The organism is Streptomyces pristinaespiralis (genome assembly GCF_001278075.1).
Lineage (GTDB): Bacteria > Actinomycetota > Actinomycetes > Streptomycetales > Streptomycetaceae > Streptomyces > Streptomyces pristinaespiralis.
Genome location: NZ_CP011340.1, coordinates 1137876 through 1154997 on the forward strand (window position 1 = coordinate 1137876; position 17122 = coordinate 1154997).

The following is a 17122-nucleotide window of genomic DNA, read 5'->3' on the forward strand; positions in this document are numbered from 1 at the left end:
AGGGGATTTCTCCACCATGGACACGATGCGTGACCGCTTCATCGCCACCACCTCCCGCCTGCTGGACGAGGAGCCGCGGACGGCTCTCGTCCTCGCGGAGATCAGCGCCGCCGGCTTCGAGCAGGCGCAGCGCCGCCACCCGGACCGGGTGATCAACGTCGGCATCCGCGAGCAGCTGCTGATCGGCGCCGGTGGCGGCATCGCCCTCAGCGGGATGCGGCCGATCATGCACACCTTCGCGAGCTTTCTCGTCGAGCGGCCCTTCGAACAGGTGAAGCTCGACTTCGGTCATCAGAACACCGGCGGGGTGCTGGTGAGCGCCGGTGCCTCGTACGACTGGCCGGCCGGGGGCTTCACCCATATGTCGCCGGGGGACGTCGCCCTGCTGGACACCCTCGACGGCTGGACGGTCCATGTGCCGGGTCACCCGGACGAGGCCGAGGCGCTGCTCCGGCACGCGGTCGCCGGCGACGACCGGGTGTATGTGCGTCTGTCGCAGCAGAGCAACTCCGAGGCCCGCCCGGTCACCGGTGACCGGTTCCTCACCCTTCGCGAGGGCCGGGGCCCGGCGGTGGTCGCGGTCGGCCCGATGCTGGACAACGTCCTCGCGGCGACCGAAGGGCTCGATGTGAGCGTGCTGTACGCGACGACCGTGCGCCCCTTCGACCGGGAAGCGGTCCGGGCGGCGGCCGGCGGCCGGGGGGACGTGGTGATCGTCGAGCCGTATCTCGAGGGCACCTCGACCACGGCCGCGAACGACGCCCTGTCCGACGTCCCGCACCGGGTGCTGGGCCTCGGTGTGGCGCGGCGGGAGCTGCGCCGGTACGGCACCATCGACGAGCACCTCGCCGCGCACGGACTGGACCCGGTGTCCCTCAGGGCCCGTATCTCGGCCTTCGCCGAGCAGGGGGCCCGGGGCGCTCACCGCCGCAGCTGAGGAGCGGGCCCCATGACGATCACCGGGTGCTTGGCCGGGTCGAGGGCGCGCAGCAGCCGGCGCATGTGGTCCTCCTGGAACGAGATGCAGGCCTGGGTCGGGCCTTCGTGGTCCACGTGGATCCACACACCGCTGCCCTTCTCCAGACCGAGCGGCCGCTCCTTGTCCAGCGGACTGGTCCCCGGGACGCGGTTGTAGTCGATGGCGATCACGTAGTCGAAGGAGCCTTCGAGGGGCTCACCGAGGAAGCCGGTCCCCGGGGCGACGAACTCCTCGTCCTGGTCGTACGGGAGCCGGGTGCCGGGGTCGGGTGAACGCCCGCCGGCGTCGCCGAGTCCGAAGACCCCGACGGGAGTACGCAGATCGCCCGCGTGGTGGTCGTTCGTCCAGCCGCGCAGGGCGTTGTGCGCGGGCCAGGGTCCGGCGACGGGCCGCCAGGAACCGCGGGCGTCGCGCTCGTAGAGCACGCCCTGCGCGGTGTTGGTGTCCGCCGTCCGGCCGGCCACCACCAGCGCCTGACGGGTGCCGCCGGGGATCCTTGAGCGGAAGTCGGGTCCCAGGCCGGGGATCTGACGGACCGGCAGCGCCTGTGGTCCGGAGGCGGGCCGTGGTGCGGGGCTCTTCGCGCCGGCAGCCGGCGCGGGTGGTGCTGCGTCGGTGCAGCCGGTGAGCAGCAGCGCTGCGCAGACCGTCGCGGCCAGCGCGCTCCCGGCGCTCTTGATGACGGGCATGGGCGGGGTCCTCCCGGCGTCGTGGAACGGCGGGCCATCCGTACCCGGTCACCGGCAGAAGGCGGTTGCCCGGGGCGCCCGCTCACCCGACCGGGGCACCGGTTGCGCGTCCATCCGGCCCGCAACGCCCACCACACTTCGCGCTCATTGCTCAGCGCCCACGCCCGGAACACGGCCCCGGCGCCCCGTCGGTGACCACGGAACCCTTGACGCGGGCCCGCGGGAGAGGGCTCAGGCCGTCGCTACGCCCATGCGATCTGGAACCGCTTCTCAGCACTTCGGACGTCGACGAGATCGAACCCACCGTCGTGGCGCACGATGTGCTGGATGTCCTCCGAGGCGGTGTCGCGGACGAAGCCGGCCCATCCCCGCGTGGACGCGTGCCGAAGGAGCCAGTCGACGACCTCCATGACCACCCCGAACTCGTCCTCGTGGACGCAGGTCCGGACGGTCAGGGCCCATGGAACACCGCCGTCGCCGCCGGGCCGGTCCACAGCGGGCACCAACAGGGAGACGTCCGCCCCGTCGAACGCATGACTCGCCGAACCTCCGGCGAAGACCTGCCAGGGGTACCCCCAGGTCTTCCAGTCGGCAGAGCTCGGCGCCGACGGCATCTCAGCCTGCCCCAGGAGCCACCGGACCTCCTGGAGCGCAGGCTCGGAGAGGTCCGGCGACAGGTCCACCGCCAGGTACAGGTCGTAGTAGTCGCTCACGCCTCGAGCCTAGCTTTCGGCCCGGCGCGGGACCGGTGGCAGTGGGCAACGTCGCGCACGGTGCCGCCGGGGCGGGCGTCGGTGGTCCGCCACAACGCCGTTCACGCGGGATCACCGCCCGACACCGTGAGTCTCCCTTCCGACTTCCCTGTCTCCCCGCGCCGACTTCCCTGGCTCCCCGGGACTGGGGCAATCTGGGGAAGGGGTGGTCATGAGCCGACGTCGACCGTCACGGCAGGAACTGAACAGGACCCACACGCGTACCGGATTCATCGGGCGTCACGCGGAGCGTCAGTCCTTCTACTCCAACCTGTGCTCCGAACCGGAGGATGCGTCCTACCTGTTCCACGTGCACGGGGTGGCGGGGGTCGGTAAGTCGTCGCTGATACGCCACTGGGAGGGAACCGCCCGAGCCGCCGGTGCGCTGACGGCGGTGGTGAACGAGGACGCCATCGGCCCCATCGAGGCCATGGAGTCCATCAGCGCGCAGTTGGCCCGGCAGGGGCAGGCCCTGAGCAGATTCGAGATCGCTGCCGAGCGTTACCGCAAGCAGCGGCACGAGGCCGAGGCCTCACTCGCACTGCCCACCGTGGACCGCGGAGACGAACCGGCGTCGACGTCGAGCAGGACGGCCGCACAGATCGGCCTCGGCGCCCTGAGTCTGGCACCCGTGATCGGCCCCGCCGCGGCCGCACTGGACGTCGACGCTCTGGCGCGTGGGGCGGACCGGATGCGAGCCGCCGTCAGCAGCCGGTTGCGCGACCACCACGACGCCGAACTCGTCCTGCAACCGTTACGGGTCCTGACGCCTGCTTTCGTCCAAGGGCTTGCGGAGGCGGCGGGCAAACACTCCTGGGTGGTGCTCTTCTTCGACACCTGGGAGCGCACGGAGCCTCTTCTCGACGCCTGGCTGCGCAGCTTCGTTCTGGACGACGGCCACGGTGAACTACCGGTGAACGTCATCGTGGTCGTCTCCGGGCAGGCCGCGCCTGCCGCCCGCGAGTGGGACGCGTACCGCGACCTGATCGTGGACGTACGGCTGGAGGTCTTCACGGAGGCGGAGGCCCGTGCTCTGCTCACGGCCCGAGGAGTGACGGACGAGGCGCTGGTGACCGCCGTCCTGCGCATGTCCGGACGGCTTCCCGTCCTTCTGGACACCTTGGCCCGGGCCCGGCCCTCGAGCCCGGACGCCGTGGACGACCCCGCGGACACCGCGGTCCAGCGCTTTCTCCACTGGGTGGTCGACCCGCATCAGCGCGCCGCGATCCTCGCCTGCGCGCTCCCCCTTCAACTCAACGAGGACATCTACCGCACCGCGGCACCGCAAGAGGTGGCTGATCAGTACGCGTGGCTGCGCGGTCTCCCCTTTGTGTCCGGCCGGGGAGGAAGCTGCCGCTACCACGAGGTGGTACGCGTCAGCATCCTCCGGCTCCAGCGCACCGGGTCCCCGCTCACATGGTCCGAACGCCACAACCACCTTGCCGACGCCCACGCCCGATGGCGCGCCGGCCTCGAGGAGAGACTCGCCCCCGCCGAGCGGTGGTCGGACAGCACCTGGCGCGAGCACCGGCTGAACGAGACCTACCACCTGCTCTGCGCCGACCCGACGCTCCTTGCGCCTGCGCTCGAAGAGGCGGTCGAGGCGTGCTCGGAGGACCTACCGACCGTGCGGCGGTGGGCCGATGTCCTGACGCGAGCCGGAACGGACGCCGACGCGAGTGCGCTCACCGCCTGGGGTCTACGCCTGCAGGATGCCACCAACCGCGAACCCGGCATCATGAACGCCCTCACGGAACTGCTCACGTCGGCCCCGCTGGGAGAGACCGCGAGAGCCCGTGCACACCAATTGCGCGGCCGCCGGTTCTTCCAGGCCGCTCACCCCGAACACGCTCTTGCGGAATTCACAGCAGCGCTCGTAGTGGACCCTGCCCTTGTGACGGCCATCGCCGACCGGGGCACCGCCTGCGCATGGCTGGGACGATTCGAGGAGGCGATCGCCGATTTCGACCGCGCCGTCGATCTCAGCCCCGGCGACGCCTGGCTGATCACCCGCCGCGGAGTCGTGCAGCGGCTGGCCGGCCGCTACGAGCAGGCCGTCACCAGCTTCGACCGCGCCATCGACATCGACCCCGGCGACGCCTGGGTCCTCGCCCACCGCGGGGTGGCACAGCGGCTGGCCGGCCGCTACGAGCAGGCCGTCACCGACCTCGACCAAGCCATTCGCCTCAACCCCCATTACGCCTGGGCCATCGCCAACCGCGGCGAAGTGCACCGCCTCGCCGGCCGTTACGACGACGCCGTCACCGACCTCGACCACTCCATCGAACTCGGACCTGAGGCGTGGGCCCTGACTTTCCGGGGCGAGGTGCAGCAACTGGCCGGGCGCCACTTCCGAACCGTCACCGACCCGGACGGCTCCGAGCAACTCGACCCCGACTACTCCTGGGCGTTCGCCAATCGAGGGGTGGTCCACCGGCTGGCCGGCCGCCACGAGCAGGCCGTCACCGACCTCGACCGCGCCATCGAACTCAATCCCCACTACGCCTGGGCCATCGCCAACCGAGGGGCCGCACACCGTCTGGCCGGCCGCCATGGGCCGGCACGCAGGGACATCGAACAGGCGCTCACGATCGACCCGGGGGTGGCAGAGTATCTGCTGCAGAAGGCGATGCTCGTCACCACCGTTGACGGAATCCGCGCCGCGACCGACATCTGGCGGTCCATAGGCGTCAGGGATGCCACCGATGAGTACGGGGCGCTCGCGGTCTTCTTGGCTGCCCTGTCGGTGGGGACACCGCTTGAAGCGAACAACATGTTCCAACGGTTCATCGCCCGGGACGTCCACTGCGACACCCTGCTCGACGCATTGCGATGCCTGCACGAACTCCGTGCCTCTCCCGGGGCGGACCGCAGTGGCATCGACCGCTACCGCAACGCACTCACGAACCGCCTCGCAGTGATGCGAAGGTGACTCTTCCCGGTTCGGCGCACCACGGCCGCCGCTTCCCGGGGCGGCTCCAGGGCCACGGTCGGTCCCGGGTGGAGGTCGGCGCGTATCCGTAGCGGACCCGGGACCCCTTGAACCGGTGGAGCCGGGCGACGGTCCGCTCGGGGCACGGCGGACGCAGGGTGCGGCGCTGCCGGCACCCTCGCACAGGCAAGTTGTCTTTTCCGACGCACTGCGACGAGGATCGGTCCATGCGCAGCAGCACCAGGATCCGCCTGATCGAGCCCACGGACGCCGCCCCGATCGCCGCCCATCGGGTGCGGGACTTCGAGGCTTTCAGGCCGTGGGAACCGGCCCAGCCGGCCGGCTTCTACACCCCGGAGGGCCAGGCGGAGCGGATCGACAGCCTCCTGGCCGGATACCGGGCCGGTACGGTCTGGCCGGGCGTGGTGCTCGCCGACGACCAGGTGATCGGACAGGTCACCGTCGGAGGCATCCTGCCGCAGCCGCACCTGCGCCGCGGCTCCGTCGGGTACTGGATCGCCGGCGTCGCACAGAATCAGGGGCACGCCGGACACGCCGTCGGGCTTGTGCTCCGGGTGATGGCGGACGAACTCGGGCTGCACCGCGCCGAGGCGTCCACCAATCTGGAGAATCTGCCGTCGCAGCGGGTGCTGCGCCGCAACGGGTTCAGCCCGTACGGCGTCGCGCACTCCTCGATCTTCCTCGACGGGAGCTGGCGGGACGGGCTGCTGTGGGAGCGGATCCTCGGCGATTGACGGATCGTCTCGGAACGAGTGCGCGTGAGAGCCCGCACCGAGGGGCGACCGGCCCCGGCCACCCCCCTCTCACGCCTGAGGCGGCGCCAACTCCGGGTGGGCGTCGAGCAGTTTGCGCGGGGCCGCCTGGCGCCACGAGTCGAGCAGGATCGCGTGCAGCTCCTCCTCGTCGTCCACCGCGTCGAGCCGCACCCGCAACCAGGCGTAGTGGTCGTCGTGGCCCTCGCGCAGGAAGAACTTGCCGGGCTCCGCGGCGATCAGCTCCGCGCGGTCCTCCTTCGGGCACTTCACGCCCATGACGCGGTCGTCGTCGGCGAGCGAGGCGAAGATCCGGCCGCGCGGCTCCAGCCGGAAGGTGGGCATGCCCCAGGCGAGCTTCTCGATCGCTCCCGGGAGCGCGAGCGCGATCCTGCGTACGTCGTCGGCTGTGGCCATGCCCCCACCGTAAGCGCTGCCACCGACAGTGACCCAACTGCCGCGCCACACTGCACGCTTCCGACCCATTGACCCCTCACGAAGGCTGAACCTACGCTGTCCGGCGTACTCAGAAAGCGCTTTCTAACCCGCAGCCCTATCAGCATCGAGGCGATCAAGAAGCTCGGCAGCGAGAACGGCTTCGAGGTCGAGTCCACCGACGACGCGACGGCGTTCACCGACGAGAACCTCGCCCGCTTCCAGGCGATCGTCTTCAACAACACCAACTCGACACCACAGAGCGGCGATCTGCTGGACGCCGCGCAGCGCGCCGCGCTCCAGAAGTTCGTCCGCGGCGGAGGCGGATGGGTGGGCCTGCACGCCGCCTCCGCGAGCGAACGCGACTGGGACTGGTACGAGGGCCTGGTCGGCGCCATCTTCGACAAGCACCCCGCCGTGCAGACCGGCAGGATCAAGGTGCTGGACCGGTCGCACCCCTCCACCGAGGGCCTGCCCGAACTCTGGGAGCGCACGGAGGAGTGGTACAACTGGCGCACCAATCCGACCGGTAAGGTCCACACGCTCGCCCAGATCAAGGTGCGCGACGGGATCACCGGCCTCGACGAGGGCGTCGACCACCCGTGGTCGTGGTGCCAGAACTACGACGGTGGACGCTCCTGGTTCACCGCCGGCGGGCACGCCTCGTCCGCCTTCCAGGAGCCGGACTTCCTCAAGCACCTGCTCGGCGGCATCCAGTGGGCCGCGGGCAACAGGCCGGGAGACTGCACCGCGACGAAGACCGGCGCCTTCCAGCGGACACCGCTCGCCACCAGCGACCTCGCCGACCCGTTCGAGCTGGCGGTGGCGCCCGACCGCCGGGTCTTCTTCGTCCAGCGCACCGGCAAGGTCAAGGTGATCGACCAGTCGACGCTCAAGGTGACGACCGCCCTGGACTTCGAGTACACCCCCGAGATGACGTCGCAGTCCGACGGCCTGCTCGGGCTCGCGCTCGACCCGGACTTCGGCGAGAACAACTGGCTGTATCTGCTGAACTCCGACAAGACCGAGAAGCAGCTCAACGTCTCCCGCTTCACGGTCACCGGCAACACCATCGACCCCGCGTCCGAGAAGCGGCTGCTGACCATCCCCACCTTCCGTGGCGAGGGCAGGGCCAACTCGCACATGGCGGGCTCGCTCGCCTTCGACAAGGACGGCAGCCTGTACATCGCCACCGGCGACAACACCGACCCCTTCGCGTCCGACGGCTTCACCCCCATCGACGAGGGTGAGGGCCGCCGCGCCTGGGACGCCCAGGGCACCTCGGGCAACACCAACGACCTGCGCGGCAAGATCCTGCGCATCAAGCCCCAGGACGACGGCACGTACACGGTGCCCGAGGGCAATCTCTTCGCGCCCGGCACCGAGAAGACCCGGGCCGAAATCTACGCGATGGGCATGCGCAACCCGTTTCGGATCACCACCGACCCCAGCAGCGGCGCGCTGATGGTCGCCGACTACGGGCCCGACGCACGCGCCGCCAAGGCGGACCGCGGGCCGGAGGGCACCGTCGAGTTCATGCGCATCACGAAGGCGGGCAACTTCGGCTGGCCGTACTGCGTGGGCAACAACATCCCGTTCAACGACTACGACTTCCGGACGAAGACGTCGGGCCCGAAGTTCGACTGCGCGAACCCGGTCAACGACTCGCCGAACAACACCGGTCTCACGAACCTCCCGCCGGCCCAGCCGGCCACGGTCTGGTACGCGTACTCGGCCTCGGCCGAGTTCCCCGAGCTCGGCACCGGCGGCGGCGGCCCGATGGGCGGTCCCGTGTACGACCACGATCCGGCGGTCACCTACCAGGGCAAGTTCCCCGAGGCGTTCGAGGGGAAGTGGTTCAACTACGAGCTGACCCGTAAGTGGTTCAAGACCTTCTCCGTCCAGCAGCAGGACCAGACGTTCACCGACCCGCGTTTCCAGCCGGCGAAGGCGGGCGACCTGCACTCCATCAACACCGTCTTCGGCGACATGGCGTGGAACCAGCCCTTCGACGCCGACTTCGGCCCGGACGGCGCGCTGTACGTCATCGACTTCGGACTCGGCAGCGGCACCGGCCGCGGCGGCAGCAACGAGGGCTCCGGCATCTACCGCATCGACTACGTCGGCGACAACCGGCTGCCCACCGCCAGGGCCACGGCCGCCCCGGACAGCGGTTCCGTGCCGCTGACCGTGCAGTTCTCCAGCGACGGCTCGGGGCTGCCCGACAACGTGCCCGTGACGTACGCCTGGGACTTCGACGGCGACGGGACGACCGACTCGACCGAGGCGAACCCGACGCACGTGTACCAGGAGAAGGGACGCTTCACCGCCCGGCTGACCGTCACCGGACCCGGTGACCTCACGGGTCTCGCCGTCCAGGACATCACCGTCGGCAACACCAGGCCGCAGGTCACCGTCCAGCGGCCGCCGAACGGCGGGATGTTCAGCTTCGGCGACACCATTCCCTTCACGGTGAAGGTCAAGGACAAGGAGGACGGCGCGCGGATCGACTGCTCCCGGGTGGTCGTGCAGTCGCAGCTCGGACACGACTCGCACCTGCATCCGCTGGACAACTACACCGGATGCGCCGGCGAGATCGTGACCGACGCCGGTGACAGCCACGGGCCCGGCCAGAACCTCTACTACGGCATCACCGCCCAGTACGAGGACAAGGGAGCGCCGGGCGTGCCCGCGCTGACCGGGTCCGCGTCGCTGACGCTGCGCACCACGTTCCGCGAGGGTGAGCACATGACGTCGACGGGCGGCGCGCACGACGGAGTCGTGGTCGGCTCCCGCGCCGACGCCTCCGGCGGCAAGCGGCTCATCGAGATCGAGCACGGCGACTGGGTCAGCTTCGACCCGGTCTCGTTGAAGGGCATCGACTCCGTGACCGTGGGGGCGACGTCCGGCGGCATGGGCGGAACCGTGGAGTTCCGCGCCGGCTCGCCGACCGGTCCGCTGCTCGGCCAGGTGACCGTGCCGGCCACGGGCGGCTGGGGCAACTTCGTCTCGCCCACGACCGCGCTGGCGGACCCGGGCGGTACCACGAAGCTGTACGCGGTCTTCAGCAACCCGGAGTGGACCGCGGACAAGCCGGACCTGCTCAGCGTGGACTGGCTGCACTTCAACGGACACGGCGTGCAGAAGCGTCAGGGCGCCAAGGTGACCGTCACGGCCGCGCCGGCCTCCGGGGACGCGCCTCTCGCCGTTCAGCTGTCCGGCGGCGTACGGCTGCCAGAGGGCCGGACCGCCGCCTCGTACCACTGGGACTTCGGCGACAACTCGAAGCCCGCGGGCGAGGAGACGGCGAAGGCGACGCACACCTATGCACGCCCCGGCGCCTACACCGCACATCTCACCGTCACCGACGACAAGGGTGACACGACCACCGGCTTTGTCCGCATCGACGTCGGCTGACTCAAGGGAGATCCGAATGAACGGCACCAGACGCGCATTCCTCGGCAGGGCGCTCGGCGTCGCCGCCGCCGCCGCGGCGGCCACCGCGGCGGGTCCGCTCGCGTACGCGGCCGACGCGGAGGGGACGGCTCCGGAGACGGCGCGGCGCTGCCGCCGCATCCCGCCCTCCGGGATCGGCATGCACCTCTACACCATGCGCACCCCGCTGGCGGCGGACTTCAAGGGGACCCTCGCCCGGCTGGCGCAGATCGGTTACGCGACGGTCGGGGTGAGCGGCCGGCACGGGAACAGCGCGGCCGCGATCCGCTCCATGCTCGACGAGACGGGTCTGCGGGCGGTCCTCGAGCACGTGGCGTACGACATCGTGCGCGGCAGCGGACTGCCGCAGGCCATCGAGGACACCCACACCCTCGGCGCGCGGTGGATCGTCGTGCCGAGCCTGCCGGGGGCGATGCACACCCCGGCCGGATTCCGTGAAGCGGCCCGGGAGTTCAACAAGGCGGGTCTCGCCGCCCGCAACGCGGGTCTCGGCCCCGTGCTGTTCCACAACCACGGCGCGGACCACCAGGTGGTGGACGGAGAGAACCTGTACGACATCCTGCTGCGGGAGACCGACCCCGAGCTCGTCGGCTTCGAGCTGGACGTCTACTGGGCGGCCAAGGGCGGCGGCAGCGACCCGCAGGACCTGTTCGTGGAGCACCGCCGGCGCTTCCCGGCGCTGCACGTCAAGGACATGGCGCCGAGCGGCGGGTTCGCCGATGTCGGCTCCGGTGTCCTGGACTTCGCCGCGATGTTCGACACCGCTCGCAGCGGCGGTGTGAAGCAGTGGCTGGTCGAGCACGACGCTCCGGCCGACCCGTTCGCCACCGCGCAGAACAGCTACACCCACCTGGCGAACCTCAGGTACTGAGCGCACGCGAAGAAGGAGCCCCGCACCACCCCCCGTGGGTGGTGCGGGGCTCCTTCTTCGCGCTCAGTCCTGCGCGGAGGCCGCGCCCAGCAGGCCGCGGATGTGGGTGGTGGCCTCCCGGAACTCGGGCCGTCCCATCGTGTCGGTGTAGTCCCGTTCCGCCGGCAGTCCCACGTCGATGATCTCGGTGATGGTGCCCGGCCTGGCGCTCATCACGACGACCCGGTCGGCGAGGTAGCAGGCCTCGGAGATCGAGTGGGTCACCAGGAGCACCGTGGTGCCGGTCTCCCGCCAGATCCGGTTCAGTTCGGTGTTCATCTGCTCACGGGTCAGCGCGTCGAGGGCGCCGAACGGCTCGTCCATGAGCAGCACGGGCGGTTCGTGCAGCAGGGCGCGGCAGAGCGCGACGCGCTGCTGCATACCACCCGAGAGCTCGTGCGGCAGAGCGTCCTCGAAGCCGCTCAGGCCCGTCATGGCGATCAGTTCGTCGGCGCGCCTTCGTCCGAGCTCTGCCGGCATCTTCCGCATCTCCGCCTGGAGCAGGATGTTGCGGCGGGCGGAGCGCCATTCGAGCAGGGCGGCGCGCTGGAACACGTAACCGATGTCGTGGCGCGGCCCCTGCACCCGCTCGCCGCCGAGCAGTACATCGCCCGTGGAGGGCTTGAGCAGTCCGGCGACCAGCTTGAGCAGGGTCGACTTGCCGCAGCCCGAGGGCCCGACGATGGCGACGAACTCCCCTGCCCGGACATCGAGATCGACGTCGGTCAGCGCGGTCACATCGCGGTTCTTGGTGCGGAAGCGGACGGCGACGTCCTTGATGCCGACCGCCGGGGTGGTGGCGGACCGGCCGCCCTGTCTGTCGTTCGTCACGTCCGGCTCCCGCACGGTGGTGTTCCTGGGCATCGTCATCCCTTCATCGCGGTGGCGCTGTCCCAGTACTCCCCTACGGCCTTGGGGCTGCTGACCAGTCCGGCCTCGGCGAAGACGTCGATGGTCTGCTGCCAGTCGGCCTCGGTGTTCACACCGGGGGCCTGTCCCTGCGTCGCGTCGGTGTGCAGCAGGGTGAGCGTGGTGGCGAACTGCTCGGACAGGACCTCCTTCGGCGGCAGTTGCTCGCTCGCGCCGTCCATCGAGGCGACGGCGGGTTCGGGCGCCTTCTCGGCCGCCGCGAAGGATTCGCTGACCGCCTTCGCCATGCGCTGCGCGAGGTCCTTCTTACCGGTGAGGACCTTCTGGCCGGCGATGAGGCCGTTGGAGTAGAAGTTCAGGCCGTTCTCGGAGAACCGGAGGTAGGAGACGGGCTTCTTGGCCTTGTTCTGCATGGTGGGGCCCTGGTCGCTGGCGTACCCGAGCAGGCCGTCGGTCTTGCCGGAGATCACCGCGGCGATCTTGCCCGCCGGGTCGGTGTTCTGGACCTTGACGTCGGACTCGCTGAGGCCGTTCTTCTCCAGGAAGATCGGGAACGTCTTCGACAGGGCGTCACCGGCGGTGCCCGCGATGGTCCTGCCCTTGAGGTCGGCGGGGCTCTTGATGTTCTGCGACTCGAAGAACTGCACCGAGGACGGAGTGGTCTGGAGGAAGACGCCGAGGCTCTTGACCTTGACCCCGGCGTCCACTCCGGACAGCACGGCGGGTGTGTCGGCCCAGCCGAAGTCGGTCTGGCCCGCACCGGTCGCCTGCACCGTCTTCTGGGAGCCCTGGCCGGCGCGTATGTCGAGGTCGATGCCGTGCTTCTCGAAGATCTTCTGCTGCTTGCCGTAGTAGAACGGCGCGTGTTCGCCGTACGGGTACCAGTTGAGGGTCAGCGTCACCTTGTCCAGCTTCTTCCCCGAGGAGCTGGTGGATGTGCCGGAGTCGTCCCCGCCGCAGGCGGTGGCGGCCAGGAGCAGCGGTACGAGGCCGGTCAGAAGCAGTCTGCGCGCAGTCATTGCTGGTCCTTCTCGTCGACTTGGAACGGTGCCCGGGGTTCTGTCAGTAGGTGGTGGTGACGCCGGTCTCCCGGCGGCTCGCGTGCCACGGGAGCAGCAGCTTCTCGGCGATCTCGACGAGGACGAAGAGGACGACGCCGATCAGGGACATCACGAGGAGGCCGGCGAACAGCATGGGGGTGTCGAGGTTTCCGTTGGCCTGGAGGATCACGTATCCGAGCCCCTCGTTGGCGCCGACGAACTCACCGACCACCGCGCCGGTCACGGCGAGGGTCACCGCGACCTTGAGGCCGGAGAACAGGTGCGGCAGGGACGCGGGCATCCGGATCTTCACGAAGGTCTGCCAAGGGCTCGCCCCCATGGTCGAGGAGAGCTGGAGCATCTCCGGGTCGACGGCCTTGAGCCCGGTCACCATGGAGATGACGACAGGGAAGAAGGCGATCAGGACGGCGATGAGGATCTTGGGTGCGATGCCGAAGCCGAGCCACACCACGAACAGGGGCGCGATGGCGATCTTCGGAACGACCTGTGCGAACAGCAGGATCGGGTACAGCGTCTTCTCGACGGTGGCCGAGTACACCATGATCACAGCGGCGAAGACCCCGACGACGACCGCGATCAGGAAGCCGAGGAGCGTCTCGTAGGTGGTCACCCAGCTGTGCTGCCAGATGTAGTCGGCCTTGCCCGTCAGCACGTCCAGCGTCGCGCCGGGTGACGGAACGAGGTAGGGCTCGACCAGTTCGGCGGCGGCTGTCACCCACCAGACGGCGAAGCAGGCGAGGAGCAGGGCGACCGGGCGCCAGCTCTGTTCGAGCAGACGGGACGCCCGCTCCTTGGGGCTCGGCCTCTCACGCCGGTCGACTCCCGCCACCTTCACGGGTGCTGCCTTGATGGCGCTCTGACTCACGGTCAACTCCTGGTGCGCTCCGGAGCGGCTGAATCGATGAGGGAGAAAACGCTTTCAGAAAGCGCTTTCTGGTAAGGTGTCGCCACGCTAATGACTGGTCGTCCGCAGGGTCAATAGGTCGTCCCGAAGTTTCGGGGGGTCAAGTGAGTGAACGGGAAACACAGGCTCATGTGACGCTGGACGCTGTCGCCCGCCGGGCGGGAGTGTCCCTCGCAACCGCGTCACGAGCCCTGAACGGCACCACCCGGGTACGGGAGGACCTGCGCAGCCGGGTGCGCGCCGCCGCGGATCAGCTGGGCTACATCCCCAACGCCCATGCCCAGGCGCTCGCCAGCGCGTCGAGCAACACCGTGGGCCTGATCTGCCACGACGTCGGCGATCCCTACTTCGCCGCCATCGCCGCCGGGGTGATGCGCGCCGCCGCGGCGAAGGACCTGCTGGTGATGCTCGCCAGCACCTTCCGCGAACCGGCCCGCGAGATCGCCTACGTGTCCACGCTGCGCGCCCAGCGGGCCCGCGCCATCCTGCTGATCGGCTCGGGCTTCCAGGACCGCTCGTGGGAGCGGGCGCTCGCGGCGGAGCTCGATCCGTACGTACGGGCCGGCGGACGCGTCGCGGTGATCAGCAGGCACCGCAGCCTGCGGGCCGACGCCGTGCTGCCGGAGAACCACGGCGGGGCGGCGGCCCTGGCCCGGGCCCTGCTCGACCTCGGGCACCGGGAGTTCGCGGTGCTCAGCGGCCCGCCGTCCCTGACCACCGTGGCCGACCGGCTCGCCGGCTTCCAGGAGGAACTGGCCCAAAGCGGCGTCGAACTGCCGCCGGAGCGCATCGTGCGGGGCCCGTTCACCCGGGAGGGCGGCTACGCGGCCGCGCGCACCCTGCTCGCCCGGGGCAACCGGCCCACCTGCGTGTTCGCGGTGACCGACGTGATGGCGGTCGGTGCGCTCGCCGCCTTCCGGGAGCAGGGGGTGCGCGTACCGGAGGACATCTCGCTCGCGGGTTTCGACGACATCCCCCTCGTACGGGAACTCTCGCCTCCGCTGACCACGGTCGCCCTTCCGCTCACCGCCATGGGGGAAGAGGTCATGGAGCTCGCCCTCCGCGAGCCCAGGGGCCCGCGGTCACGGGTGCTGCGGGTGGGCGGCGAGGTCGTCCTGCGGGCCAGCGTCGCTCCCCCACCGACGCCGACGGCCGCAGCGGTCACCGTTGCCGGCGGGGGCATGGAGCAACCGCCCGCGAACCCCCTGAACGCCGGAAGCACCGACCGGCACCTCGGCGCTCACGAACGATGACCGCCACCGAAGCCGTCCGCCGGCGCACCCGTTGGCGTCGGCGGGCGGCAGGGCCGCACATCCGGCATGCCGTACGGACGGCGCCGGAGGGGGTGCGTTGCGGCGCCCCTCGGTGTCGCCTCAGATACCGCCGTCCTCCCGGCGGTGGATCTGCTCCACCAGGTCCGCCGCGAGTGACTTGATGGTCTCGAGCCCCGCCCGGCCCCAGGGCCTCGGCGCGGTGTCGACCACACAGACGGTGCCCAGCGCGATGCCCGTACGGTCGATCAGCGGCGCACCCAGGTACGAGCGGATGCCGATCTCGTCGACGACCGGGTTGCCCGCGAAGCGCGGGTAGTCGCAGACGTCCTCCAGGACGAGCGCCTTGCGGCGCACGACCACGTGTGGGCAGTACCCGTGGTCGCGCGCCATGGACCGGCCCACCCCGGCAGCTCCGGTCGCGCGACCCGGCCCGCTCTCGCCGCGCGTGCCCGACGGGGTGTGCAGCCCGGCGAAGAACTGACGTCTCTCGTCGATGAAGTTGACCATGGCGTAGGGAGAGCCGGTCACTTCCGCGAGGTTGCGGGCGAAGTCGTCGAAGGCAGCGTCCGGGCGCTCCCCGAACCCGAGCCGGCGCAGCCGCTGGACACGTGCGGGTGCCTCGCGGTCCACCGGGGTCAGCAGCAGATGGCCGGTGGGGTCGTACGTCATGTCGGTGCTCCAAAGCTCGGTGCCGGGCCCGGCACGGCGGCGGTGGTGGTGAGCAGGTGCTGGACGAGGGTGACCAGCGTCCCGATGCCCGAACTGGCGATCCGCGCGTCGCACAGCACGACCGGCACCTCCGGCTTGAGGTCGATCGCGGCCCGCACCTCCTGCGGGTCGTAGCGGTAGGCACCGTCGAACTCGTTGACGGCCACGATGAATCCGATACCGCGCCGCTCGAAGAAGTCGACGGCGGAGAACGAGTCCTCGAGCCTGCGGGTGTCGGCGAGCACGACGGCGCCGAGGGCGCCCTCCGACAGTTCGTCCCACATGAACCAGAAGCGTTCCTGGCCCGGTGTGCCGAAGAGATAGAGCACATGGTGCTCGTCCAGCGTCATCCGGCCGAAGTCCATGGCGACCGTGGTGGTCGTCTTGTACTCGACGCCCTCCAGACTGTCGGTCGCCGCGCTCACCTGGGTGAGCAGTTCCTCGGTGCTGAGCGGTTCGATCTCGCTGACCGCTCCGACGAAGGTCGTCTTGCCCACCCCGAACCCGCCCGCGACGAGGATCTTGAGCGCGGTGGGGAACTGGTCGCCGCTCCCGGCGACATGGGTGTCAGAGCCGTCGTCGTAGGCCATCGAGCACCGCCTCCAGCAGTGAACGGTCGGTGGGTGTGTGATGGCTGCGCGGCGCCCGGGCCGTGAGGGCGCCGCAGTCCACCAGGTCGGACAGCAGCACCTTGGTGACGACGGCCGGCAGCCGTAAGTGCGCGGAGATCTCGGCGACCGACGTCGGACCGTGGCACAGGCCGAGCGCCATGGTGTGCTCCGGGCCGAGATGCGCCTGCGGCGCGGTGCCCGTGGCCATCACCAGGGAGAGCAGGTCCAGCGCGGCCGTCGGACGGGTGCGTCCCCCGCTCACCGTGTACGGACGGATCAGCCTGCCCGCCGCGTCGTCGAGGAGCGGCCCGTCCATGGGCGAGGGCATGATCACTGCCTCACGGCGCCCGGTGCTCCGGCGGGCTGTCTCGCGGGCGTGGCCAGGTAGGGCCGCACGCTCTTGACCAGCATCGCCATCTCGTAGCCGAGTACGGCGGCGTCGGCCTCCCGTCCCGCGAGGACGGCGAGACACGTGCCGGAGCCGGCGGTGGAGACGAACAGCAGCGTGGAGTCCAGCTCGACCACGACCTGGCGTACCTCGCCGCCGTCGCCGAAGCGCGCTCCGGCACTGCGGCCCAGCGAGTACAGGCCGGAGGCCAGGGCCGCCATGTGGTCGGCGCTGTCGTGGTCCAGACCGTGCACCGATTTCACGAGGCCGTCGGAGGAGAGCAGTACCGCGTTTCTGGTGTACGGCACACGCTGGACCAGACCGCTCAACAACCAGTCGAGGTCCGAGACATGGCCGGTCGGCACATCGCTCGCCATGGT

At 70.3% G+C, this 17122-nt stretch carries 15 protein-coding genes and 1 pseudogene; 6 read left to right on the top strand and 10 right to left on the bottom strand.

Going from position 1 to position 17122, the window contains the following annotated elements; translation table 11 throughout:
• The first annotated feature begins 16 nt into the window (after window positions 1-16).
• Window positions 17-937, top strand: coding sequence for a transketolase family protein (locus SPRI_RS04595; protein ID WP_005308811.1), 921 nt, complete (start codon window positions 17-19; stop codon window positions 935-937).
• Here SPRI_RS04595 and SPRI_RS04600 read toward each other — a convergent pair.
• Window positions 922-1668 (bottom strand): hypothetical protein, encoded by a 747-nt coding sequence (locus SPRI_RS04600; protein WP_005308813.1) that lies wholly within the window; start codon window positions 1666-1668, stop codon window positions 922-924. The genes SPRI_RS04595 and SPRI_RS04600 overlap by 16 nt on opposite strands.
• A gap of 242 nt (window positions 1669-1910) precedes the next feature.
• Window positions 1911-2381 (bottom strand): hypothetical protein, encoded by a 471-nt coding sequence (locus tag SPRI_RS04605; RefSeq protein ID WP_005308815.1) that lies wholly within the window; start codon window positions 2379-2381, stop codon window positions 1911-1913.
• A gap of 211 nt (window positions 2382-2592) precedes the next feature.
• Between SPRI_RS04605 and SPRI_RS04610 the strand changes: the two genes are divergently transcribed.
• Both SPRI_RS04610 and SPRI_RS04615 read left to right on the top strand, forming a co-directional pair.
• Window positions 2593-5352 carry a tetratricopeptide repeat protein gene (locus SPRI_RS04610; RefSeq protein ID WP_050791413.1) on the top strand — a complete coding sequence of 920 codons (2760 nt, stop codon included), beginning with the start codon at window positions 2593-2595 and terminating at the stop codon, window positions 5350-5352.
• Window positions 5353-5579: 227 nt separating this feature from the next.
• Window positions 5580-6107, top strand: coding sequence for a GNAT family N-acetyltransferase (locus tag SPRI_RS04615; protein WP_053556703.1), 528 nt, complete (start codon window positions 5580-5582; stop codon window positions 6105-6107).
• A gap of 69 nt (window positions 6108-6176) precedes the next feature.
• Here SPRI_RS04615 and SPRI_RS04620 read toward each other — a convergent pair whose 3' ends face one another.
• On the bottom strand, window positions 6177-6542 hold the full coding sequence (locus tag SPRI_RS04620) for an MmcQ/YjbR family DNA-binding protein (protein WP_037773156.1): 366 nt from the start codon (window positions 6540-6542) through the stop codon (window positions 6177-6179).
• A gap of 135 nt (window positions 6543-6677) precedes the next feature.
• On the opposite strand from SPRI_RS04620, the pseudogene SPRI_RS04625 reads away from it, so the two are divergent.
• Together SPRI_RS04625 and SPRI_RS04630 are read left to right on the top strand one after the other, a co-directional pair.
• A pseudogene (locus SPRI_RS04625) lies at window positions 6678-9977 on the top strand (ThuA domain-containing protein); the annotation flags it as partial.
• A gap of 16 nt (window positions 9978-9993) precedes the next feature.
• Window positions 9994-10887 carry a sugar phosphate isomerase/epimerase family protein gene (locus SPRI_RS04630; protein WP_005308823.1) on the top strand — a complete coding sequence of 298 codons (894 nt, stop codon included), beginning with the start codon at window positions 9994-9996 and terminating at the stop codon, window positions 10885-10887.
• 63 nt (window positions 10888-10950) lie between these two features.
• On the opposite strand, the gene SPRI_RS04635 is transcribed toward SPRI_RS04630, so the two are convergent.
• From SPRI_RS04635 to SPRI_RS04645, 3 genes are read right to left on the bottom strand one after another with little or no spacing between them, the layout of a single operon-like run.
• The gene (locus SPRI_RS04635) at window positions 10951-11796 is read right to left on the bottom strand and encodes an ABC transporter ATP-binding protein (RefSeq protein ID WP_005308825.1); all 846 of its coding nucleotides are present in this window, start codon (window positions 11794-11796) and stop codon (window positions 10951-10953) included.
• The gene (locus SPRI_RS04640; RefSeq protein ID WP_005308827.1) at window positions 11793-12815 is read right to left on the bottom strand and encodes an ABC transporter substrate-binding protein; all 1023 of its coding nucleotides are present in this window, start codon (window positions 12813-12815) and stop codon (window positions 11793-11795) included. Before SPRI_RS04640 ends, SPRI_RS04635 begins: the two co-directional genes overlap by 4 nt.
• A gap of 43 nt (window positions 12816-12858) precedes the next feature.
• Complete coding sequence (locus SPRI_RS04645) at window positions 12859-13722, bottom strand: ABC transporter permease (protein WP_037773157.1); 864 nt, start codon at window positions 13720-13722, stop codon at window positions 12859-12861.
• A 170-nt stretch (window positions 13723-13892) separates the two neighbouring features.
• Between SPRI_RS04645 and SPRI_RS04650 the strand changes: the two genes are divergently transcribed.
• Window positions 13893-15014, top strand: a complete 1122-nt coding sequence (locus tag SPRI_RS04650; protein ID WP_005308831.1) for a LacI family DNA-binding transcriptional regulator — start codon at window positions 13893-13895, stop codon at window positions 15012-15014.
• Between the two features lie 120 nt (window positions 15015-15134).
• Here SPRI_RS04650 and SPRI_RS04655 read toward each other — a convergent pair whose 3' ends face one another.
• The 4 genes from SPRI_RS04655 to SPRI_RS04670 are packed head-to-tail and all read right to left on the bottom strand — an operon-like array spanning window position 15135 to window position 17119.
• Window positions 15135-15704: a GAF domain-containing protein gene (locus SPRI_RS04655; RefSeq protein WP_005308833.1), complete on the bottom strand. Its 570-nt coding sequence runs from the start codon at window positions 15702-15704 to the stop codon at window positions 15135-15137.
• Entirely contained in the window at window positions 15701-16333 is a 633-nt protein-coding gene (locus SPRI_RS04660) for a GTP-binding protein (RefSeq protein WP_005308835.1), read from the bottom strand. The genes SPRI_RS04655 and SPRI_RS04660 overlap by 4 nt, the downstream gene beginning before the upstream one ends.
• Complete coding sequence (locus tag SPRI_RS04665; RefSeq protein ID WP_005308837.1) at window positions 16311-16682, bottom strand: DUF742 domain-containing protein; 372 nt, start codon at window positions 16680-16682, stop codon at window positions 16311-16313. Before SPRI_RS04665 ends, SPRI_RS04660 begins: the two co-directional genes overlap by 23 nt.
• Before the next feature lie 2 nt (window positions 16683-16684).
• Complete coding sequence (locus tag SPRI_RS04670; RefSeq protein WP_005308839.1) at window positions 16685-17119, bottom strand: roadblock/LC7 domain-containing protein; 435 nt, start codon at window positions 17117-17119, stop codon at window positions 16685-16687.
• Window positions 17120-17122 lie beyond the last annotated feature (3 nt).